Raw genomic sequence first — 23,886 nt, 5'->3', positions numbered from 1 at the left:
TTAGCGTGAAGATGTGTTTGGTTTTTCGGGCTCATCATTTTGCTGAGGTGCTTGATGCAACCTGTACATAGCTAAACGTGTTTTTAAACCCTCAATAGCAACCTGTTTTAAAATTAGGTTAAAGGTAATCAAAATAGCAAAAACAATGTGGATAGGACCATGGGTAAATCCTGCGTCAGGATCAAATATAGATAAGCCAAACAATACAAACAACACAACCATTAGTATTTCAATGAGTTGATTTGAATAAAAAGAAAGACGACCTTCGCTTTTATGATCTTTTTTTATGCTAATGGCACAAAAAAAAGGGATCACTTTTATTTTAAAAGCGGCGTTTTTTTCTACAAAATTCTCACCAAGGTCAGTAAGCTGTTGGCGCAATTGGTCTATCATGGGGTGTCCTCTCAATACAGTGCGCGGATGTTACCCTATTACAGACCAATGGTTAAGTAATGGCGTGTTATTTAGGGTAAATACTCATACCAATAATTAAGATATGACACACAAACACCACAGATGTAAGCACAAAGCGCATTTTTTGGTAATCTTTGTGGTAACTCTGCCAATGAATCGACGCTTTTTCGAAAATCAGTACTAACCAAAAGCTCGCGCCTAACCAAGCAAGCATCCACTCAATCGGCAAAAATGATAAAAACGGTATAGGAATTACCGGCAGCACAGCTTTAATGGCATCGGCAAAGCTTTGTTGCCCTGCATGCCATAAATTACCTGCCATAAACGCTAAAATAGCGATGCTGTAAAAACTAAAAAACTCTAAATTAACACTGTTACTGCCAAACATAAGTGGCCAACCCACACAGCCTAAAAACGGCAGCAAGCCCAAATAGCCTAGTTGAATGTGATTAACAAATTTTTCCATGGGTAAGCGCCTTAATCGAGTAGGTATTTCAACACTGCTAGTGTAACAAGGATAGATAGAGTTATCTTATAAAATTTATACAATGATTAAACGACCATGTTATTTATGACGATCACTCATTTTAATTAAAATAGTGTTTTTGGAAGCGCTAAGTTAGTGATTATTCGATTATTACCTATACTGATTGTGGGAATCACTAAATGGATGATTAGTATGGCTAACAATGTCACTCGACGTAAATTTTTAAGTACGCTAGCGGTCGGTGCTGCGACCTCTGCTGTCGCATTTAAAGCGCCGTATGTGTTTGCAAAAAAACCGGTTACGCTTAGAGTCATGGGAACGCATGTAACTTTACAAGAAGAGCTTAGAGTCCGCGCCATGCAAGAGCTCGGTATTAATATTGAATTTACCCCTATGGGGAGTGCGGCCGTTTTACAAAAAGCAGCAGCTGATCCCTCTTCATTTGATTTATATGAACAATGGTCTGACTCAATTAATATATTGTGGCAAGCCAATGCTATTCAACCAATTGAAGTAGAAAGACTAAAATATTGGCAGGAAATAAACCCACTAACCAAAACCGGTAAGTTAGTTCCCACAGCAAAATTGGGCGCAGGTGATGCGCCCAACAAAATTTTATATGTTCAACAAGATGGCTCACTTGGAAGCCAAGCAACTGATAAAATAAGTTTTATGCCTTATGTTCACAATGTGGATTCATTTGGCTATAACACTAATTTTATACCTAAGGGTGTGGCTTACGAGACTGAGTCATGGGGCTGGTTGCTTGAAGAGAGTAACAAAGGTCATGTAGGTTTGGTGAATGCCCCCACCATAGGTATTTTCGATGCCGCATTGGCAGCCCAGGCTCAAGGGCTGATGACATTTAATAATATTGCCAATATGAGTGTTGCAGAAATAGACAAACTGTTTGCAATTTTAATTAATAAAAAGCAAGCAGGGCATTTTTCTGGGTTTTGGACGTCGGTGCCACAATCGGTTGAGTTTATGCTTAAAAAGCGTGTGCACATACAAAGTATATTTTCTCCGGGGGTGACTGCATGTAGAGCCCAAGGTTTACCCGTTGTTAATGCATCTCCTAAAGAAGGGTATCGAGCATGGCATGGAGTGATGTGTCTCTCTGCTAATACGGTAGGGCATGTAAAAGACGCCGCTTATGAATACATGAACTGGTGGTTATCGGGCTGGCCTGGTGCATTTATTTCCAAGCAAGGTTATTACATTTCTAATCCAGAACGTAGTAAAGAAATAATTACCACCCCCGAATGGGATTATTGGTACGATGGCAAAGAAGCGACTCAACCACTAGCGGGTACCGATGGCAAAAATATAATTATGCCAGGGCAAATTCGCGATGGCGGCAGCTATGAAAAGCGCTTTTCTAATATTGCGGTGTGGAATACAGTGATGGATAACTACGATTACAGTTTAGATAAATGGTTTGAACTACTAAACGCATAAGGGAATTGAATGCTGAAACAGTTAATTGGTTCTTTATCTATTAAAGTATTATCTTCGTTGGCTATTTTTATTTTAATACAAATAATAGTTTACGTTGTTATTAATGAGCGAACCGACAAAATAGAGCAAGCCAGTAAAAATGTATTGAATATTAATGGGCTGTCAGTTGTTGTATTCGAAATTAACAAAGATATTTTACAGATTCAACGAGATATTTCGGTTTATGGTGTGTCGGGTAGCGAGGTTATTTTTGATAAAATAAAAAGCACTCAGCAAAGTATTCAAGCGCGGTTAATTGAAGCACAACAGCGAATTCAGCAACACAAGATTAAAAACTCATTAAACGCCATGCAATCATTGGTTTTAAATTATGGCAAAAGTATCGATAGTCTTAAAAAACGATATGATGAAAAGTCTAAAATTATTGAGCAACAGTTACCAAATACCTACGAATTAGCATTAACTACCTTAGCAAGCAGGGATGGAGAAACGGCCAGGCTGGGCAAGGACTTATTATTGTTTCAGCTAAAGGATCATTGGCATCATCTGTATCGCAATTCAGTCCTGTTTTTAACTCAACGCGATTACGCCAAACGTAGTCAAGTAAAACAGCGGCTACAATTAATTAAACAATTAACCAACAGTGGCGCTACAAACAAAATGATTGGCCACAACAAGGTCGAGCAACTAAATAGTTTAACAACTAAATTCGAGTCTTTATTTGCTGAGGCCATTCTAGCTAATAGAAACTATTTAACCTTAAGTAATATTGTTATTGCCGGTGATTCGGTTGAGTTTTCAGCACTTGCCAAAAAATTGCAAGAAGATGCATTGTTGTTGCTTAGTGATATTTCGAAAACCAGTCAAGAGAGCATTGATGCTGCGCAAACTGTTATTCAAGTGTCGTTATTTTTGTCTGTTACCTTATTTATTCTTTTCGCTTTATTTTTTCACTTTCATATTATTAAAGCGATTAACAGGCTCACAGTTAGTTTTAGATCATTTCTAAATGGTGATTTCTCAGCAAACATAGCTGATATTAACCGTGAAGACGAAATAGGGTTTTTAGCCCAAGCAGCAAATAAATTTAGAGTGCTAAACGAGCGCCTAGTTGAAGCAAAAAAAGCGGCCGAAGAAACATCCCGAATCAAATCTGAGTTTTTAGCTAATATGAGCCATGAAATACGCACTCCCATGAACGGTATTTTAGGCATGGTACAGCTAGTGAGTAATACAGAGCTTGATGCTAAACAAAAACGCATGATTGAGGTTATTAGCTCTTCAGGTAACAGTTTATTGGTTATTCTTAATGACATTCTTGATTTAAGTAAGCTTGATGCCGATAAAATGCTACTAGAAAATAGAGAGTTTAAATTAAGTGCTTTATTGTATGAGCTGGAACAAATTTTTAAATCGCAAGCCGACCATAAAAATATAGAGTTTAAAATAGTAAAAGAAAAAGTAGATTCTGTTGATTTGGTACAAGGCGACGAAACCCGTTTAAAACAAGTGCTAATGAACTTATTGGGGAATGCATTTAAGTTTACAGAGTGTGGAACAGTAACATTATCTGTTGCTCTAAAAGAGAAAAATTGCAGTGAAGTGATGTTACTATTTAGCGTTATCGATAGTGGTATAGGTATTTCACAACATAGTATAAAAACGTTATTTGATGCTTTTACCCAAGCTGACACTTCAACAACACGTCGTTTTGGTGGTACAGGGCTTGGATTAACTATCTCTAGTAAAATATTAAACTTAATGGGCAGTAATTTACAAGTAGAAAGTGAATTGGATAAGGGTTCGAGATTTTATTTTCAGTTAACGCTTAGTACTCCATCATCAAATGTGGCTGAAAAACAGCAAGCACAATTACCCGATGTAAATATTAAAAATAAAGATATACAAGTATTAATTGCCGAAGATAATCCGGTAAATCAAATCGTGCTAGAAAGCTTTTTAAAAGCAATGGGTATTAAACATATAACCATGGCAGATAATGGTGAAATAGCGCTTGAGCTATGTACTAAACAACAATTTGATTTAATTATGATAGATATTCAAATGCCGGTAATGGGCGGGCTTTTGGCAACTAAATATATTAGGGAACTAGCCAATTACCACGATGTGCCCATTATTGCCGTTACTGCAAACATCACTGAAAAAGACGAGCCTGAGTACGTGGCAGCGGGTATAACTAACACTATAAACAAGCCTATAGAATTCAATAGTTTAAAAGTTATAATTGACCAGTATAGCGAGTAAGAATAAATATCCTATGTGCTTTTATATTTTTTGGTGGTATTGGTTAGCAATACACTCAAAAATTAAAAGCGCCTTTAGGCGCTTTTAACTTTAATTAGCAATACATATTTTCAGTGGTTTATTCATTATTACCCACAAAATGCTAACTACTGGGTTGTATCTCTAAGTAGCTGTTAATGGTTGATTCGAGTTTTTTGTAGCTAGTTTGAATGAGCTCTAATTTATTCTTCATACTGCCCATGGCATTTTCACTGGCCATTACTTCTAATTCATCAAATAATTTATGCAAGTTAGCCGCACCTACATCACCCGATGAGCCTTTCAAGCCATGACTTAATTTTGATATTTGCGATAAATTATTGTTATTTATTGCATCCTCAAGTTCTTCTAGCTTAATTGGTGTACTCTGAAGGTATAATTCACATACTTTTATAAGAAGCTCTTCATTATTTAATAACCGAGATAGCGCGTTATCTTTATCCCAATCAGGTAAACTTTGACTATCCAAAGTATCAGAAACTGGTTTATTAATTTCGTTAAGCTGATTATTTTCCAATGGAGCTTCTTTTATAAAAGTTGAAGACAACCACTTTGTAGCCGTTGCAACTAATACCTCTGCAGAGATTGGTTTAGTGATGTAATCATTCATTCCTGCATCTAGGCATTTTTGTCTTTCACCCATCATTGCATTAGCAGTCATAGCGACTATGGGAATATCAATATTTTGAGGCGCTGCTTCACCAGCTCTTATTTGTTTTGCTGCATCATAACCATTCAATATAGGCATTTGGCAGTCCATAAATACACAGTGGTATTGATGATTATTGGCCACCGAGTTAACAAGTTTTTCTACTGCTTGTTGGCCATTTGACGCGGTATCTATCTCTAAAGATAAACATGACAATATACCCGCGGCTACTTCTATATTTATTTCGTTATCATCAACGATAAGAACATGTGCCCCTTTAAAGTCAGAATTATCAGTTTTAACTGAGTCTGATTCACGGCGTTTGTTAATATTAATATTACTGCTACCAGCACTTATTTTATCTTCAAGGCTGCGTTCATCGGCGACTGTTTTTAAAAACTCTGAAATAAGTATTGGTTTAGAAAGTAAGCTGGCTTGCACGTGTCTTGTTTTAATTTGAGGATAACCGCGATTTGCTAATAAAATAACTTTAATTACATGATTATTAGCAATAGTTGGCCACATTTCATCTAAACGTTTTAACAATGTGTCGTCTTGTTCAATAAGTATAAAGTCAGGTAAAGACACGTTTTTTATATCATCTGAAACAAGAGATTGTTGTAATTGTTCAGCTGAAAAACTATTTCCAGAAAAAGCAGCTATTAAATTATTTATGCTGTCGGCTAACTCGTTATTTTTAGTCACAATAGCGAAGCTTTTGTTTTTTAATCGTGGGGCAAAACTATAATGAGTTGTATCAGCGTTGCTCAGTGTTAGTTTTATGTGAAAACTACTACCTAGAGACTTTTCTGACTCAAAGCTAATTTCTCCGCCTAGAAGGCTACAAAGCTGTCTGCATATAGAAAGCCCCAGCCCTGTTCCACCAAATTTAGATGCCACGCTTTTGTCTTCTTGGGAAAAGGCGGTAAATAATTTGTTCTGGTTTTCTTGTGCAATGCCCACACCGCTATCGGTAACTTTTACGTGAACGGTCACAGTATCATTGCTTGTTTGCTCGCAATAAGCGGTGACCTTTATAAACCCAGTTTCAGTAAATTTAATCGCATTATTTACTAAGTTAGTCAGGATTTGTGAAAAACGATGGGGGTCAGTTGTAATCGTTTTACATTTTAAATTCACAACATCTAAAACAAATTCGAGGCCTTTCTCCTGAGCTTTAACAGCCATACTGCCACAAACGCTTTCGATTAATTTTATTAAATTAAACTCTTTAAAGTTCAACTCAAGTTTACCGGCTTCTATTTTAGATAAATCCAAAATATCATTTATTAATACAGATAAAGCACTCACACTTACTTCGGTCATTTCTAAATAGTTTTTTTGTGTTTCACTTAATGGCTCTTTTTTTATTAAGTTTAAAGTACCCACTATGCCATTAAGTGGAGTACGCATTTCATGGCTTATATTAGAAATAAACGCGCTTTTTACTTCACTGGCTTGTTTGAGCTCTTTAGTGCGAATAGCTACTTTATTTTCAAGCTCATGATTTACTTTTATTATTTCATTCTCAATGGTGCGCTCTTTGGTTACATCTCTGGCTATTATTGCTATACCAATAAACATTCCAAATTGATCGATAATGGCTGATAAAGAGAGTGAAAAGTAGCGTTTAGTAGAGCCGTTACTGATACTAGCGTCTTGCTTAAATTGACGAGTACCACCAGTGAACTTTTCAATTATCTCGTTAAAATTTAGCTGATCTATTATTTTTAAATCATTAATTGATTTTCCAATAGCTTCTAATTCTCCAAGTTTAAACATCAGAGTTGCGGCGTTATTCCAACTAGAGACAATACCGTTATTGGTAATGCCAATTACCGCATCAGATGATCCGGTTATAATCGCCTCAGATTGTGCGCGCGCATTTGCAAGCTCTTGGCTTTTGCGAAGACTACGATTGAAAAATGCGAGAATGATAGTTAATACAATAACCAAAATAAGTAAAAAGGCGTAGAGCTTTGTTCTACGTTCCATTTCAATATTTTTTATATACTCAACAGGCGCTAAAACGTGGCTAGATAAAAAGTTTTGTTTTTCACCCAGCGCTAAAGTGATTTTTTTTCTTGCGGTGTAATAACTTGTTTGCGCATTGCTTTTTGGTTTTATAAGCGACAATGAGCTATTAGCAACGGGGTTAAAAGTGTAATTATTATTGATGCTAATATCACTATTTAGGTCTTTACCAAAGGTGAAATCTTTATTTGGGTGTGATAAAAAATAGCCGTTACTGTCAGTTAAAGCGAGTTGAAATGGTGTATTAATACTGTTTTTTAAAAGGGTTAATAAGTTGTTAGCATTCACGTTAATTATGATAAAGCCAAATCTATTTTGATTTTCATCAAAAATTGGCATAGACAGCCTCAACATCGGGCGATAAGGAAACTCTATTTTACCGTACTCTCTATTCAACGAAATTTCAGACATATATATTTCGCCATCAGAGAGGTTACTACTGGCCGTAAAGTACTCTTGCGCTCCTTTATTTTGGAGCCTATTTAAATCTATAACCTCTACTGCACCCTGAACGCGATCAACCCTTACCAGTTCTTGTCCTTTTTTGTTGGTACTGATGATTCTTAGCTGCTCGTAATCGGGGTTATTTTTTAAAAACGCTGCAAATATAATTTCAAGCCTAGTTTTCCATTGAGCATAGGTGGTGTTTTCTAGTGGGTCTACTCCTTTGTTATTTGATGCCCTAGCTAAACCTTTGATTGGAGGGGTTGCGTGTAAAAAACGAATATCTCGACGGTAGTTTTCAATAACCTCTTGCGTTTGTGAATTAATAGATTGGTTTTTGTCTATGATTTCATGCTCTACAAAGCTAAGTACTGAGCGCGATAAACTTGCTTCATTAATAATAATGGCTACAACAATTAAGGTCATTATGGCGGATAAAGAAATTGGGAATAAAAGGGTGTAATTACTTACCTGACGAATTATCCTTTTCTTAAGATTTATTGGCATCCACTACTCCAATTAAAGACCAGCCATTATTTAGCTACCCTAAACTTAGAGAGCTATAGGTAATTGATCAAGTTTTACTTTTAATAAAGAGTTTTGTTTTGTATTTATTTATCTCAAATTTAGAACTCTACAAACCCTTTTTGATTGACGCTAATAATATAATACTTAAGTATATATTTTAGGTAATTGGTGGAGGTTTGGGTTAACTAAGCTAGGCTTTATGTGCATTTGTTTAATTTTTTATGGGAAGTGATTGTGTTAACCACTGTAGATCAAAGCTTTGCGCAACGAGTACTTATTGTTGATGATGAACCCACTAGTTTAATGATTTTAGAGGGAGCTTTATCAGATATTGCAGAAGTTATATGTAGCGATACTGGTTTTGGCGCCATTGAAAAAGCACAGCAGTTCTTACCAGAAATTATTTTATTAGATATTGAATTACCTGATATTAGCGGGTTAGAAGTGTGTAAACGCTTAAAAAACGATCCCAAAACTAGTGGTGTAACAGTAATATTTATTACCTCCCATAATGAGAGTAAGTTTGAGCATTTGTCTTTAGAGTTGGGTGGGATTGACTATATACAAAAGCCCGTTGATCTTAAGGTATGCCGCTTGCGCGTTGGCAATCATCTAAAACTAAAAACACAAGAGCAACAACTAAAACATTCACAGCGTTTACTTGCTATTGAATCAGAAAGATTGCGCGTAACGCTCAACTCGATTGGCGACGCAGTTATAGCAACAGACAAAGACGAAAAAATAACGTTTATGAACCCGATTGCAGAAATGATGACCGGTTGGGTAATGCATGAAGCAGTTGGTAATCATATTTCAGAGGTTATGCAACTACGGGATGCAACCACAAAGCACAAAAGCCTTAATCCAATTTCTATTGCTTTAAAAGAGCAGCGAAGAGTAGCTATGGCGCTTAATTGCCAATTAACGAGCTTAAATGGCAGAATTCATCGGGTTGAGGATTCTGCTTCCCCCATCAGAGATGAAAAGGGGAATATTATTGGCGCGATTATAGTTTTTCATGATGTGAGCGAGTCGATTGCGATGGCTGTTAAGATGAGCCATTTAGCAAACCATGACCAATTAACCGATTTACCCAATCGAATTTTATTACATGATCGCGTTGCGCATGCTTGTCAGGTATCTGTGCGTAATGGTTTTTTAGTGGCGTTAATGTTAATTGATATTGATCATTTTAAATATTTAAATGATACAGAGGGACACCATATTGGCGACCAAATCATAAAACTGGTTGCTAAACGACTTGAATCTATTGTTGATTTAAATACGACCTTGGCCCGTGTTGGCGGGGATGAATTTGTATTGTTGCTCCCAGGTATTAAATCGCCGTGTCATGTTGATGCTGTTGCATCTGATATTTTGTATGCAATGCATCAACCTTTTCGTGTTGATGGAAGAGAGTTTAATTTAACTATAAGCGTGGGAATTAGTATTAATCCAACGGATTCTGATTCTGCCGAATTAATGATGTCGCATGCTGATGCAGCAATGTATAAAGCCAAAGAGCATGGTAGAGATAGATTTTGTTATTTTTCAGATGACTTAGAACATGAGTTTCATCAACGTCAAAATATAGATAAGCTTTTGAGAAATGCACTTGAAAAAGACACGTTGGAAGTTCACTTTCAGCCCAAGCTTAGTTTAAAAAATAAATTAATCATAGGTGCTGAGGCGTTAGTGAGGTTAAGAGATGAGGAAGACGGTTTTATATCGCCGTTACACTTTATTCCATTAGCTGAAGAGACTGGTTTAATTAATAAGTTGGGTCATAGCGTTTTAAAACAAAGCTGCAGAGCGGCTAAACGCTGGCTAGATAAAGGCCATCCAATTAAAGTTGCTGTTAATGTTGCTGCTAAACAATTTACAGATCCTAAATTTATAGAAAGCGTAGCACAAGTACTTGAGGATACTGAGCTTCCTAGTGGTTATCTTGAATTAGAAGTGACAGAAAGCGCTTTAATGAGTGATTTTGATGAAACAAGTAGGATATTAAACGGGCTTTCAAACCTTGGTTTGAGCATAGCGATAGATGACTTTGGAACGGGCTATTCGAGTTTATCGTATTTAAAGTTATTTCCTGTTGATGTATTAAAGATTGACCAGTCATTTGTTAAAGATATGGTTGATGATAAGCAAAGCCTAGATATTGTGAAAGCAATCACCCATTTAGCACACTCACTTAATTTAAAGATTGTTGGTGAAGGCATTGAAACTCAAGCACAGCTCGATACACTTATTTCGCTTGAGTGTGAAGAAGGGCAAGGATTTTTGTTTAGCAAAGCTTTACCTGAAAATGAATTTGAAAATCTCATTTTCTGATGGCTACCTTTAGTGCTCAGTGTAACTAGTATTTTTAATTTTAAGATAGCTTGCATTCAATTATTGTGGCTTATTAGCTTGAGTAATCTTAAAAAGCGATTATTTCAATCTAAACAATCAATTTTATTTAATTTCTCAATGGCCTTATTGTATTAATCAAGCCAACGCACAAGGCGTTAACTTTTTTAAATACACTAAACATAAATGAGGAATACTATGAGCACTTCATTGATTAACACAAAATTACAACCTTTCAATGCAACAGCTTACCACAATGGTGACTTTGTAGAACTCACTGAAAAAGACGTATTAGGTAAGTGGTCTATCTTTTTCTTTTACCCAGCAGATTTCACATTTGTATGCCCAACTGAATTAGGTGACCTTGCAGATCATTATGCACAGCTACAAGAAATGGGCGTAGAGGTTTACTCGGTATCAACAGATACGCACTTTACGCACAAAGCTTGGCATGACACGTCAGACACTATCGGTAAAATTACTTACCCAATGATTGGCGACCCAACAGGACGCATTACACGTAACTTTGGTGTAATGATTGAAGATGATGGTTTAGCACTTCGCGGTACATTTGTAATGAACCCAGAGGGTGAAATCAAAGTTGTTGAAACGCATGATTTAGGTATTGGTCGAAGTGCTAAAGAACTTGTTCGTAAAGTACAAGCCGCACAATACATTGCCACTCATGACGGTGAAGTATGTCCTGCATCTTGGCAGCCAGGTGAAGACACATTAGCACCTTCACTAGACCTAGTTGGTAAGATTTAAACCTTACCTTCACTAAACTTAGAGTAGTACATAACTCTAATACCAGTGAGCCTACTTGGCTCACTGGGCACTCTCCCGCGCCATCACTCTTTTCTAAAATTCGCACATGCACTGATGGCATGGGGGTTCTGCTGTTTTATTTTTCCTTAAGGGGCTAAGCCATGTTAGACAACAACATAAAGAACCAATTAAAAAGCCATTTTGAATCGCTGACTCAGCCTGTTGAGCTGCTTATCGCCTTGGATGACAGCAAAAAATCAACAGAAGTAGAAAGTTTAGCGAATGATTTAGCATCACTAAGCGATAAGTTTAGTGTGAGTAACAATCCAGATACTTCGGCACGCAGACCTTCAATGGTGGTGCATTCGCCACAAAAAAACACCCATATTACCTTTGCAGGGGTACCTATGGGTCATGAATTTACTAGTTTAGTGTTAGCGCTATTACATACGGGTGGTCACCCTAGTAAAGCAAGCAAAGATGACATTGAACAAATACAAACACTTGAGCAAACACTCAATTTTGAAGTGTATATTAGTTTGAGCTGCCAAACCTGCCCGCAAGTGGTTCAAGCGCTCAATACAATGGCTGCTACAAATAGCAATATCAAAGCCACCATGATTGATGGTGCTCTGTTTCAAGATGAAGTAGAGCAACGAAATATATTGGCTGTACCCGCTGTGTACTTAAACGGAGAACCTTTTAGCCAAGGGGCAATGAGCCTAACCGATATTTTAAATAAAGTTGATAGCAAAGGTGCACAGCGCCAAGCCAAAGCATTGAATGAAAAATCAGTGTTTGATGTTCTTGTCGTCGGTGGTGGGCCAGCAGGTGCTTCGGCAGCTATTTATTCTGCACGTAAAGGGCTAAATACGGGGGTGGTTGCCGATCGATTTGGTGGCCAAGTAGCTGACACATTGGCCATTGAAAACTTTATTTCGGTAAAAGCAACCGAAGGGCCAAAAATGGTGGCTCAGCTTGAAGAGCACGTTAAAGAATATGATGTTGATGTAATGCACAACCAACGCGCTGCAAATCTGCAAAAAGGCAGTAATGGCTATGATATTACTTTAGAAAATGGCGCTGTATTACAAGCTAAATCACTTGTGCTAGCAACCGGTGCACGCTGGCGTGAAATGAACGTACCTGGCGAGCAGCAATATAAAGGCCATGGCGTTGCATACTGCCCGCATTGCGATGGACCATTATTTAAAGGCAAACCTGTTGCTGTAATAGGTGGCGGTAACTCAGGTATTGAAGCGGCTATTGATTTAGCCAACATTGTTGAGCATGTAACGGTGCTTGAATTTGCCGATACGTTACGTGCTGACGAAGTGCTTATTCGTAAAGCTAATAGCTTAAAAAACATTACTATTATTAAAAATGCACAAACTACTGAAGTACTCGGTGATGGTAACAAAGTTATAGGCCTGAATTATACCGATCGTGTTTCTGGAGAAAGTAAGGAGCTAGCTTTAGCCGGTATATTTGTACAAATTGGTTTGATACCAAACACCGAATGGTTAAAAGAGAGTGACCTTGAGCTTAGTCAATTTGGTGAAATACTCATTGATGCAAAAGGTGCAACGTCGTTACCGGGTATATACGGTGCGGGCGATGCGACCAATACGCCATTTAAGCAAATTATTATTGCTATGGGCGCCGGAGCAACTGCTAGCTTAGGAGCTTTTGACTATTTAATTCGCCAAACACCCGATGCAGAGCAAAATGCTGCTTAATAGTGTTTTAGCGTAAGCCTCTTGATAAAACAGCTCTCACCCATAGCTGTTTGTTCACCCAAGCCGCCCTCTCCAAAGGCGGCTTTTTTGTGTGCTATTTAAGTCGGGTAAGGCCTACTAAAATACAAACTGCGCCACCAATAAAGCCAAGCCATGCTTCTGCTGGGGTTTCGCCATTGAATGCACGAGTAACTTGTGAAGCTGCAGAATCGTAAACATCATAACCCCACATACCAAGTGCTACGCCAATAACAATAAGTACAATACCAATGATTTTATTTGTCATAATGATCCTTTGTGTTTTTAGTGCTAGTTAATCTGGGCGACACTCGTTGTTATAATGTGGCTACGCCCAGTCTTTTTAGTGTATTTGTAATTGCTTCTTCTATCGCTGGCAGTTTAAACGGTTTGGCTATAAACATATCCATGCCTGCTTGCTTACAGTTTAGTTTATCTTGTGAGGATGCATTAGCAGTTAACGCCACAATATAAGTTTCTTGCGAGTCACAGATACCTTGTGCCTTTAGTTGCTTGGTGGCTTCAAAACCATCCATGATAGGCATAATGCAATCCATAAAAATAAGGTCAAAATGCTTTTGTTTGCATTTTAACAGGGCATCTTGGCCGTCAATAGCAAAGTCTGATTTTATATTAAATTTATCCAGTGCAGATTCTAATACCAGGCGATTTATTTCGTTATCATCAACCACCAAAACCGAGAGCTGATTACTATGGTTATTAATAAATTTAAGGCTAGGTTTTTGTGTTTGTTGTTTACCAAGCTCAATTGGGATAGTTAAGGTAAAACACGTGCCCACGTTAACCTCACTGGTTACCTCAATTTTACCATTCATAAAACCAACGAGCTCTTTAACTATGGCTAAGCCTAACCCGGTGCCACCTTTATTGTTGTTAGCATCAACCTCTTGGGTAAAGGGCTTAAATAATGAGTTTAAATATGCTTTACTCATGCCGCGACCCGTGTCGGTTATTTTAATTGTAAGTAAAGGGCGCTTTGTATTTAATGCTAACTGTGAATCGAGAGAAACAGAACCATGCTCTGTAAATTTTAATGCGTTACTCAGTAAATTAGAGATAATTTGGCTTAATCGAGAAGTGTCGCAGTATACCCAAACATCATTAGGAATGAGGTTAGTGGCTCGTAGTTCAATGTTTTTATTGCTAAACAATACCGAATACAAAGAAACCAAATCGGTAAATACCGTTTTAAGTAGGGAGTGATGAGGCTCCAGTTTTAATTCACCATGATTTATTTTTGAAAAATCGAGTACTTCATTAATAATATTCAATAAAATATCAGCACTTCGAAGGGCGACTTTAATTTTTTCCGCCCGCTTGTCATAATCGTGTTCATCTATGAGTGTCGCTAACATACCCGTAATGCCATTTAGCGGAGTGCGTAGCTCATGACTGATTTTTGCAAACAGCATACTTCTATCTTTGAGTAATTGTTCAGCGAGCGCTTTTTTTTGTTTTAACTCTTCGCGTAACTTTACGGCTTCAGTTATATCTTGAAAAGTACCAAATAACCGCACACATTGGCCGTTGTTAAACTCGGCCTCACCAAAGGTAGAAACCCAAATGTTTTGTTGTTTAGCGGTAATTATTTCCAGCTCTAAATGCCATTTTTCACCCTTAGATACCGCATTTTCTACCGCTTTATTAATACTATTGCGGCTTTTTCCTGCTTTATAAAACTCGATAGCGGTATTCATATCAGGAGTAAAGCCTTCTTCGGCTTGATGAATGCGCCGAGTTTGTTGGCTCCAAAAAATAGTATTTTCTATTAAGTCGACTTCCCATGTACCTATATTTGCCACGCTTTCAAGCTTTAATAAAGTGTCACTATTTTTAGTGAGATTGGCTTTATCCTGATTGCGCGCAAATTCCGAGCCTAACCACTGCGCTAATAATTCAATATAATCATAGGCTTCATCGCTAAAAGGAGCGCATTCTTGAGCTGATGAAAAGTTAACGGTACCAAACACGTCTGTGCCTATTCGTATAGGCGCACCAATGTACGCTTCTAATTGGAAGTTAATGTAGCATGGATGATTTGCAATACTACTTTGCGACGCATTATGAAATGCGAGTGCAGAGTTGGCCGACAAGGTATGCGTGCAATAGGTGCCGTTTAACTCAAACTCAGTGCCAATAGCAAGAGAATTGTCAGGGGTGATGGCATGTAAAACAATGTAAGAATCATTTTTTACACGGCTGATAATAGCTAAGTCGAGTTGAAAAACATCGAGCCCAAAAGCAAGTAAGTCTGCAATTTTTTGATCAAAGCTTAGCTGCTGATCTGAGACTATATTATGAAAGCATCGAAGAAAATTCACAAAAACCCTTAATTTATTTGGTGTGTACACAAAATTTAATGCAAAAAACACGCCTAAATTTAATCTGTTTTTTGCAATACGATGGCGAACACATCGTTCTTTATTACATTACCCCGTTGGTTTAAAAATTAATAGCTGGAGTAAGCTGTAAATTCAAAGGTTATATCAATGTATACTTCTTATAGGTTGATTTTATAGCTTATGATCATTCCTTAGCAAATCGAGAGTTATTCAAGTAGGTTTTAGCTTCACTTATGCCCATTTGATAGCCTGAATTGAGTATAGCCCGATTTTTAGTGGTGCGACCGACTTTAAACCCCATTGGAGGTGCGATAATATTTACTTTACAATCAGGTGGAGCATTATGCAAAAAATCAATACTGTCATTATAGTTTTTAGAACGCTGAATAGTGGCCTGTGCAAGTGCAGGAGTATCTTTATAGAGTTGTTTAGTTAACCACGGTACTTTGTTATCTTTTTTACGATAGCCTAAAGGTTGAGAAAGGATAACCGTTATTTCTGATGCCCCCATTTCATAAGCTTTTTTTACCGGAATAGAGTCGGCAACGCCACCATCGGTCATGGCCATGCCATTTATTTTTGGATAATCCCGATAAGCTATGGGTATAGCGCAAGAGGCTTTTAATTGCTCTACCATTTCGCTGCCTGTTGCTTGTAAATAATGAGCTTGCCCAGACTCGATTGCCGTTGCAACAATATAAAAGTCGTGAGGGGATTGAGAGAATTCGTCGGTATTTAAAGGAATTTCACGTATGGTCTCTTGCCAAAGCCAGTCCAAATCAAACAAATGGCCGCCTTTAACAAATCGGGAAAGGTTAATAAATTCAGGCCTACAGGAATAATCAGTAATCACTTTGTAGTTTCGAGTTGCTTGCTTACATAGATAAGCCGCGACGTTCGTTGCTCCAGCAGATACACCAAAATAGCTGGTAAAAGGTTGATATTGTTGTGCTAAAAACTCATCTAGCACGCCAGCTGCAAAAATACCGCGCATGGCACCACCCTCTACCACTAATGTATGTTGGCTATTGCTCATGTTAACTTCCTTCCTTTGACAATACACTTATGCTACCAAGTGTGCTCAAACTGTGCGAGCAACTTTTTGCTTTGATTCGGGACTTGTTTTAATTATTAGTTAGGATAAGAAAATATCAAAGGTTGCAGGGAATAGAAGCGATAACTTGTTTTTAAAAATTAATATATACGTTATTCAAAAGAACATATTTGATCTCTGCCTGCTTTTTTAGCTTTGTATAAAGCAATGTCGGCATTTTTTATTATCGTTTGCATATTAGTATTAGCGTTTGGGTAAGTGGTAAAATACCCAAAGCTCATTGTGATATGAGGAGTAACAGAAGAAAATTCATGGGGAATATTTAACGCTTTAATTTTTTGCTGTATCAGTACAGTAAACTTTTGGCATTGTTCTTTATTAGAGGCCGGCAAAATAATTGTAAATTCTTCGCCTCCATACCGAGCTACTATATCACCCTCACGTTTACATACGCTTTTTAAAGCGCGCGCCACTTGTTTTAATGTGTCATCACCTTTTTGGTGACCATAGTTATCGTTATAGCGTTTAAAGAAATCGATGTCACACATAATCAAACTAATAGGCTGATTATGTCTTGCACAACGCTTAATTTCACTGTTGAGAGTGCTATCGAAAAAGCGACGGTTTGCAATATCAGTAAGTGCATCGGTATTCGCTAATTTATTGAGCTTAGTGTTGGCGTTAATTAATTGCTGTTGGGTTAACTGCAGCTTTTTTTTATAGTTAATATTCTTGAGGGCATTATTGATGATTTCACCTACGAGCTTTATTCTAATCAAATCAATTTTGCTCCAATTGCGCTTAGTTTTAACGCAATCACAGCCGATGAAGCCTACCAGTTCCTCATCGAAACGAAGGCCTATGCATAAAACCGACTGAATGCTTTGCTCTTTAAACTCTGCTTTTTCAGCGTCAGCTTTAGTAGGTAATAGCTCAATATCATTTACTTGAAATAGATGGTTCTCATTCATCACTTCAAAAAAATAGGGGAGTTCAACCTTTGGTATGTTTTGCAGTCTGTCTTTGCAAGCAACAATACCCTTATTAACCCATTCGTGAGTATTAGTGATAGTTTCATTGTCAGTGTTAAATTCAAATAAATAACTACGGTCAGCCTTTAATACGGTGCCAATGGCTTTGAGGGCAAAGTTAATTTGTTGGTCTATATTATCGTTTTGTATATCAATAAGTTTGGTAGAGATTTTAGAGATAATATGATCAAAGTTGTATTGCTCTGTGAGTGTATGATTTTGCTCTAAAGTGAGCATAGATATAGAGCCATCAATTATAGAATGATCAATATTTAACAGTTGTAAAGTGGATTCAGAATCTAATAAAACGGTTGTTATATTAGAAGAAAATAATTGCTCAATACTGACAACTTCATCATTACTAAAGTCGCGCAGCACAACATTGCTAAAAGCACCTTTTTTAACAGCACTTTCATCCTCTATTTTGAGTAACGTTTTGGCATGCTGATTTAATGTGTAGTTTTGGTTTTTATCATCATAAACAATCACGGCTAAATTAATAAGATTAAAAACCTGCCAAATTGTTTTGTCTGAGTCATGACTCACTGATTTCTCCGCAATTATACAGGCAGAACTCGCCAAATCTTTTAATTATTAATAATATATGTCTCTTTATATTTAGTACAGTTCTTTGCATTTTACTAAGTTTTTAGTGCGTTTAATTGGTCTTCGTATTACAATTGTGACTGTATATCATTTCGCACTTTCTAATTTGCTTTATTTCATTAGCTTACTTTGTTTTCAGTAAAGGCCTTTTATATTTCATGACAGAAATAACTACACATCACGCCTCCCGTCGCCGTCTATTAATTGCACTTGCAATTACCTGTTCGTTTATGGTGATTCAGCTTATAGGTGCTTATTATGCTAATTCACTGGCTGTTCTTGCTGATGCCGGTCACTTATTTGTTCATAACAGCTCACTATTTATAGCACTTATTGCCTCAAGCTTTGCTATTCATTTGGCTAAAACTTATAACGACGGCCATCAAAAAGCTGAATTAATCGGCGGTCTGATCAACGGCATTTTATATCTTACTATCAGTTTACTTATTTTATTTGAGGGAGCTGAGCGCTTTTTGGACCACAAAGGTGGACATGAGCTGATCATAAATAGTTATTTAATGTCGGTGATTGCAGCTATCGGTTTTTTATTTCATGGTGCGGCAGCGTGGGTATTATATAAAGGTCGTAAAGCCAGTATTAATGTGTATGCGGTATTTTTACATTCGTTTTTTGATTTAATCTCGACTGTTTCCACTTTTGTTGCCGGTGTTCTTATTTATATTACAGGCTGGAATGTGATTGATATTTTATCGAGTATGTTAATTGCATCATTTGTACTGTTTACGGGAATTAAGGTGATAATTAGTTGCATTAAAGGGCTACGCTCAAATAAAGCAAAGTTGCCAGAAGTCCAAGATATCGAAACAGAAATAACCAGTATGGAGCATGTTGCAAATGTGCATAACGTTACCGTTGTTCGTAAAAATAAAAAAGTGATAGTAGGTGCTCACGTAGTGTTAAAGCAACATTGCACTATAGAAAAGCATGATGAAGAATGTCGTTTAAAAGTAATCAAACTACTTGCAGATAAATTTAATGTTCGTAACAGTGTGCTACAAATCGAAAGCTATGAATGCAAGCACATCCATTAAAAAGTTTAACCTAAAAGCGACTTGGTTAAGTCGCTTTTAGGTTTAGATTAAATCAATAATCTTCTCAAAGCATGCAGGGCTCATTAAATCGCTGGCACTCATAGGGCGAGCAAAATAGTAACCCTGAAGTTTATAGCAACCTATGTTTGTTAAAAAGTCTAGTTGCTCCCGCGTCTCTACCCCTTCAGCAATACAATATAACTCTAAGTTTTCAGCAAGCGAGTAAATAGTTTTAATAATCGACTCGTCACCTTTGTCTGTGCCAATACTGTTAACAAAGCTTTGGTCAATTTTTATTACATTAATTGGAAATTGGCTCAAATAAGTGAGTGATGAATAGCCAGTACCAAAATCATCAAGAAATAGTTTAAACCCTGCAGCTTGAAGGCTTTTAAGTTGTTTTGCTGCTTTGTACTTATCTTCTAACAGCGTGTTTTCTGTGATTTCTAGGCGTATTTGCTGTGGTTTAATACTGGCTTTCTCAAGTATAGCGCTCAGTCGCTCGGTTATATTGGCCTTTAAAATATGTTTTGGTGATACATTTAACGAAATATAAAACAGTGGGTTTACGCTAAGGATAGGCGCAAGCTCTGTGATTGCACGTTGCAATGCTTGCTCAGTAAGCATATCAATTAGGCCAGTTTCTTCTGCCACCGGTATAAATAAAGCCGGAGAGATAAGTTTTCCTTGGTTTTCCCAACGCATCAATAACTCAACGCCACTTATTGTTTTATCTTTTGTATTAACCACGGGTTGGTAATGATTAAATAATTGGTTATCTTTTGCGGCATCTTTTAAGTCATTTTCAAGAATAAGTTTTTGTTTAATTTGCTCATTCATTTTTTCATTAAAAAACTGAAATCCATTTCGACCTGCTTGTTTTGCATGCATCATAGCGATATCTGCATTGCGGATCAAAGCATCAGTTGAGCATGCATCATGGGGATATAAGGCAATACCAATACTGGCAGATATATTAATAGAAAAGTCTTCAATAATAACTTTGCTTGCGAGCTCATTACTCATTTCGTTAAGCGTGTGTTGCAGAGAAGACATAGAAGTAATGTTCTCGATTAAGACTAAAAACTCATCACCACTTTGGCGTCCAAAAGTCGCGTGGTCACCTAGGTATAAGGCAACTCGTTCAGTAATGTTACACAGTAACTTGTCGCCTACTGCATGCCCAAACGAATCATTCACAGGTTTGAATTTATCTAAATCTATAAATATAACCGCACATTGCAAGTCGTTTTTAGCGGCCTTTGTGATGGCATTTTCAATTTTTTGATTCATTAAGCTACGATTAGGTAGCCCGGTTAACGCATCATAGTTGGCCAAATAACGTAACTCATTTTCAGCACGTTTTTGCTCGGTTAAGTCTGTAATTACAATTACATAATAACCAACTTTACCTTCTTCATTAGCGACTGCAGTGGCACTTATATGAATAGGGTGTTGCTGTGCTTTTGTAGTATTAACATAGGCATTTGTTCGCCAATTTTCTTTGGGTTGCAGTGCCTTTAACGTGGTTGCAAATTCTTTGCATTTAGTTTGACCAATCGCTTTTATAAATAGCTCAGTAGTAACAGCTCCCTCTTCACCATCATCAGAGAATACCTCCATAAAGCTATTATTAGCTGAGAAAGGTACAAGGTTTTCATCTAGAATAAGTAAAAAGTCATTGATCTGGCTAAAAGCTTCGCCAAGTATTTTAGCTTGCTGTTCGTTTGCTAACTGCTCGGTAATATTAGTAAAAATACCAGATACATATTCAGGCTTTTTGCTGTCTTGATTATAAATAATTTGCCCAAGGTCATGAAACCATAACCAATGACCATCTTTGTGCCGTAATCGGTAAGTCGCTTGCCAGTCTTGTGGTTGAGTTTGTTTTATAAATGCATCCCACTTACTTTGTATTCTGCGGCGCTCATCAGGATGCATAATATTAAAAAGTCTGCTTATATCAATACGTTTCGATATATTCTCGTAACCTAATTCAGTTCCTCTGGCTGTATTAACAGTATTGTCTATAAAACTGTAGTTCCAAACGCCACTCTTGTTACTCTTTAATGCTAATTCAGTTTGAGCTTTAGAGTGAATAGCTGCACGGTGGGCGCGTTCAATCGCCATTTTACGGCTACGGTATTGCCAAAAAAATAAAAACAGAATTATGGTCACTGCGAGGAAATAGCATGCGTAGGCAATAGGAGACTGCCAAGGAGCATATGCAACACTAAACTTAAGCACTACGGGCTCGCTGGTAATAACCCCATTTCGTTGTTGTGTGGACACTGATAGCTCATAATCACCTGGTTGTAATTTAGTAAAAAACACCTGATTAGATTTTAAGTCGTTATAACTTAAAGATGACGGACCATTCAGCTCTACTTTGTAGTAGGTTTTACCTATATTGTTATAATCAAAATTAGAAAATCTAACCGTCAACCCCATATCATCATGATTTAGTTTTAACGGTTCATTACGGTATTTTTCAGGCGAGTAGTTGAGCGTCTCTGAAAACAAATTAATATTTGTGATCGCTAATTTACTTTGGGTGTTTTTTTGGCCACTTTTAAATTGATAAGGGTCAAACTGCAGTACACCGCTACGATTACCGAACACGAGCTCATTATTTTGTAATTTTAGTGCAGCAATTGCAGTAAAGTGGTTGTTGCTTAAACCGTCTTTTATTGTATAGGTGGTTATGTTTAACGTATTTAAATTAAGTCGATATAGCCCATTATCGGAACTAACCCATAAAAAATCATTATCATCAGCAATAAGTTCGAAAATAGAGTTAGTGTTTAATGAATTGTTTTTATCAAAAGTATGAACTTGCTCGTAAGTTTTAGTGTTAACGGCAATTAAGCCCTCTTGTGTGGTTGCTAACCAAAGTAATTCACGTTTTGAATCTAAGTAATAGTTTTCTACGGTATGAAAAAGATTATTTTTTGCTGTTTTAGATTTAAAAATAGTAGTTAAAGTGCCCGTTGCTTCATTATATCGATAAAGCGAGTCAGATGTACTTAATAGCAATTCATCGGGGTAAGCTTTTGAAGGGGTATGAAATGCGTATGCCTGTAAAGGAGATATTTGCTCTTTTAGACCTTTTATAACTCTATTTTCACCAGAGTAACCGTCAAAAATATAGAAGTTATCATTATTAATATAAGCAAATGTATTGGGTGCTACCTGTGCAAGGCCAAATAAATAGTCAGTGTTTAGATTATGCTCGGTAATAAATTTGTTTTGTTCAAATGCGCCTGTTTCTTTGTTAAAAAGCTCAAGCCCAAAAAAAGTCACTAACCAAAGGTAGTTGTTGCCTATACTTTTGGCAGAGTAAATATCTCCGATAGCAGATAAACCATAAGCTGCTTTCTTATCTTTAGATTGTAAAAATAAATCACTCGTTTTTGTTTTTGAGTTATAACGAACAAGCCCGTCGTCAGTGCCTATCCAGAGCAGTTGCGGTGTATCTTGATATATAACATTTACAATATTATTTTCAGGTAGGGTGATTTTTTTGAATTTCTTTGTTTGTGCGGCCCATGTTAATACACCATGAGTTCTTGAACCAAGCCACAACAAACCAGATTCATCAAACATAATATCGTTGATTGTGTTTTCAGTAATGTTGTAGCTACTATCTTTAAAATTTAAAATATGAGTGAGCTCTGAGGTTGCTCTGTCAAACTCAAATAAACCACTTTCTGTAGCAATAAATTCGCCATAGGGTGTGTTTACATAATCCCAAATATTATAATCACTAATAAGTGTTGATAATGCTGTAGGATCTATATGTTTATTTTCATCAAAAGCAATCCGATACATTCCTTCAACCGTACCAACGAACAATCCAAGTTTCTCGTCTATAGATAGAAATTTTACGTTGTTACCATCATTAGTAACTTTTTTCGTGTCGTTAAGTTTTATTTGTTGGCGTTCGCTACTTTCAGAGTTATAAGTGTATAGGCCCTGATCGGAACCAATATATAAGGTGTTTTGGTAAAGTGACAACGCACGGATAAACATATTTTCATTGGGCAAAGATATGACAAGAGATAACTTTTTTGTTTTTTTATCAAACCGATATACGTGCGCATCAATAGAAAAATAAAAATGTGTAAGTTGCTCAGCAACTGCAACAACCGGAGAGTATTTTTCTTCATTTTGATTCAAATGACCTGAATATATTTGTTCAGCATTTAATGTGTTTGGGTCAATTAAATAACTTCCAGCGAGCTGTGTGCTAACTAATAATTTACCGTTATTAGCTTTGTAGATATTAACTATATAATTATTTTTTAAACCTGTAGGGCTTTCGTAAAGGGTAACCTGGTAACCGTCGAACCGAAACAGGCCTTGTGTAGTGGCTACCCACACATAACCAATATCATCTTGTACAGATTTTACTACAAAGCTTTGCGAAAGTTGTTCATTGATAGAAATACGTTGTAGTTGTTCAGAGTAAGTTTGTGAAGCAAAGCTCTGTTGCATCCAAACTAATAAAAATATGTAAACAACGAAGAAAAACTTACTCAAAAGCACTTACCCTTTTTGGCCGACAAGGTTGGTATTT

The 23,886-nt window shown here is 36.9% G+C and carries 14 protein-coding genes; 6 read left to right on the top strand and 8 right to left on the bottom strand.

What is annotated here, in order from left to right:
• Together FLM47_RS18690 and FLM47_RS18685 are read right to left on the bottom strand one after the other, a co-directional pair.
• Positions 1-393: a hypothetical protein gene (locus tag FLM47_RS18690; protein WP_010389232.1), complete on the bottom strand. Its 393-nt coding sequence runs from the start codon at positions 391-393 to the stop codon at positions 1-3.
• Between the two features lie 67 nt (positions 394-460).
• Positions 461-880 (bottom strand): DUF3429 domain-containing protein, encoded by a 420-nt coding sequence (locus tag FLM47_RS18685; RefSeq protein WP_178957395.1) that lies wholly within the window; start codon positions 878-880, stop codon positions 461-463.
• A 213-nt stretch (positions 881-1,093) separates the two neighbouring features.
• Between FLM47_RS18685 and FLM47_RS18680 the strand changes: the two genes are divergently transcribed.
• Positions 1,094-2,362, top strand: a complete 1,269-nt coding sequence (locus tag FLM47_RS18680) for a PotD/PotF family extracellular solute-binding protein (protein WP_010389226.1) — start codon at positions 1,094-1,096, stop codon at positions 2,360-2,362.
• A 9-nt stretch (positions 2,363-2,371) separates the two neighbouring features.
• Positions 2,372-4,627, top strand: a complete 2,256-nt coding sequence (locus FLM47_RS18675) for an ATP-binding protein (protein WP_178957393.1) — start codon at positions 2,372-2,374, stop codon at positions 4,625-4,627.
• A gap of 142 nt (positions 4,628-4,769) precedes the next feature.
• On the opposite strand, the gene FLM47_RS18670 is transcribed toward FLM47_RS18675, so the two are convergent.
• Positions 4,770-8,300 (bottom strand): ATP-binding protein, encoded by a 3,531-nt coding sequence (locus FLM47_RS18670; RefSeq protein WP_178957391.1) that lies wholly within the window; start codon positions 8,298-8,300, stop codon positions 4,770-4,772.
• A gap of 255 nt (positions 8,301-8,555) precedes the next feature.
• On the opposite strand from FLM47_RS18670, the gene FLM47_RS18665 reads away from it, so the two are divergent.
• From FLM47_RS18665 to ahpF, 3 genes are all read left to right on the top strand, one after another.
• Positions 8,556-10,658: an EAL domain-containing protein gene (locus FLM47_RS18665; protein ID WP_178957389.1), complete on the top strand. Its 2,103-nt coding sequence runs from the start codon at positions 8,556-8,558 to the stop codon at positions 10,656-10,658.
• A 216-nt stretch (positions 10,659-10,874) separates the two neighbouring features.
• Positions 10,875-11,444 (top strand): alkyl hydroperoxide reductase subunit C, encoded by a 570-nt coding sequence (ahpC, locus tag FLM47_RS18660; RefSeq protein ID WP_008115650.1) that lies wholly within the window; start codon positions 10,875-10,877, stop codon positions 11,442-11,444.
• Positions 11,445-11,605: 161 nt separating this feature from the next.
• Complete coding sequence (gene ahpF / locus FLM47_RS18655) at positions 11,606-13,183, top strand: alkyl hydroperoxide reductase subunit F (protein ID WP_138621831.1); 1,578 nt, start codon at positions 11,606-11,608, stop codon at positions 13,181-13,183.
• Positions 13,184-13,277: 94 nt separating this feature from the next.
• On the opposite strand, the gene FLM47_RS18650 is transcribed toward ahpF, so the two are convergent.
• The 4 genes from FLM47_RS18650 to FLM47_RS18635 form a co-directional block, all read right to left on the bottom strand.
• The gene (locus FLM47_RS18650) at positions 13,278-13,469 is read right to left on the bottom strand and encodes a DUF3185 family protein (protein ID WP_138621833.1); all 192 of its coding nucleotides are present in this window, start codon (positions 13,467-13,469) and stop codon (positions 13,278-13,280) included.
• A 49-nt stretch (positions 13,470-13,518) separates the two neighbouring features.
• Positions 13,519-15,543 carry an ATP-binding protein gene (locus FLM47_RS18645; RefSeq protein ID WP_138621835.1) on the bottom strand — a complete coding sequence of 675 codons (2,025 nt, stop codon included), beginning with the start codon at positions 15,541-15,543 and terminating at the stop codon, positions 13,519-13,521.
• 205 nt (positions 15,544-15,748) lie between these two features.
• Positions 15,749-16,600 carry a patatin family protein gene (locus FLM47_RS18640; protein ID WP_138621837.1) on the bottom strand — a complete coding sequence of 284 codons (852 nt, stop codon included), beginning with the start codon at positions 16,598-16,600 and terminating at the stop codon, positions 15,749-15,751.
• 170 nt (positions 16,601-16,770) lie between these two features.
• Positions 16,771-18,195 (bottom strand): diguanylate cyclase domain-containing protein, encoded by a 1,425-nt coding sequence (locus tag FLM47_RS18635; protein WP_138621839.1) that lies wholly within the window; start codon positions 18,193-18,195, stop codon positions 16,771-16,773.
• A 218-nt stretch (positions 18,196-18,413) separates the two neighbouring features.
• Here FLM47_RS18635 and FLM47_RS18630 point away from each other — a divergent pair, with 218 nt between their 5' ends.
• Positions 18,414-19,307: a cation diffusion facilitator family transporter gene (locus FLM47_RS18630; RefSeq protein ID WP_138606760.1), complete on the top strand. Its 894-nt coding sequence runs from the start codon at positions 18,414-18,416 to the stop codon at positions 19,305-19,307.
• Between the two features lie 42 nt (positions 19,308-19,349).
• Here the strand turns inward: FLM47_RS18630 and FLM47_RS18625 are convergent, their stop codons facing one another.
• Positions 19,350-23,849 (bottom strand): EAL domain-containing protein, encoded by a 4,500-nt coding sequence (locus tag FLM47_RS18625; protein ID WP_178957387.1) that lies wholly within the window; start codon positions 23,847-23,849, stop codon positions 19,350-19,352.
• Positions 23,850-23,886 lie beyond the last annotated feature (37 nt).

The sequence above is a fragment of the Pseudoalteromonas sp. Scap06 genome (genome assembly GCF_013394165.1).
Classification (GTDB): Bacteria; Pseudomonadota; Gammaproteobacteria; order Enterobacterales; family Alteromonadaceae; genus Pseudoalteromonas.
Note: the sequence above shows the minus strand (reverse complement) of the source record. Positions and strands in the feature narration are given on the sequence as shown.

Excerpts from the sequence above, each read along its gene's own strand:
- FLM47_RS18690 (WP_010389232.1), bottom strand. The coding sequence starts at position 393 with ATGATAGACCAATTGCGCCAACAGCTTACTGACCTTGGTGAGAATTTT.
- ahpC (WP_008115650.1), top strand. The coding sequence starts at position 10,875 with ATGAGCACTTCATTGATTAACACAAAATTACAACCTTTCAATGCAACA.
- ahpF (WP_138621831.1), top strand. The coding sequence starts at position 11,606 with ATGTTAGACAACAACATAAAGAACCAATTAAAAAGCCATTTTGAATCG.
- FLM47_RS18640 (WP_138621837.1), bottom strand. The coding sequence starts at position 16,600 with ATGAGCAATAGCCAACATACATTAGTGGTAGAGGGTGGTGCCATGCGC.
- FLM47_RS18675 (WP_178957393.1), top strand. The coding sequence starts at position 2,372 with ATGCTGAAACAGTTAATTGGTTCTTTATCTATTAAAGTATTATCTTCG.
- FLM47_RS18630 (WP_138606760.1), top strand. The coding sequence starts at position 18,414 with ATGACAGAAATAACTACACATCACGCCTCCCGTCGCCGTCTATTAATT.
- FLM47_RS18670 (WP_178957391.1), bottom strand. The coding sequence starts at position 8,300 with ATGCCAATAAATCTTAAGAAAAGGATAATTCGTCAGGTAAGTAATTAC.
- FLM47_RS18650 (WP_138621833.1), bottom strand. The coding sequence starts at position 13,469 with ATGACAAATAAAATCATTGGTATTGTACTTATTGTTATTGGCGTAGCA.
- FLM47_RS18680 (WP_010389226.1), top strand. The coding sequence starts at position 1,094 with ATGGCTAACAATGTCACTCGACGTAAATTTTTAAGTACGCTAGCGGTC.
- FLM47_RS18685 (WP_178957395.1), bottom strand. The coding sequence starts at position 880 with ATGGAAAAATTTGTTAATCACATTCAACTAGGCTATTTGGGCTTGCTG.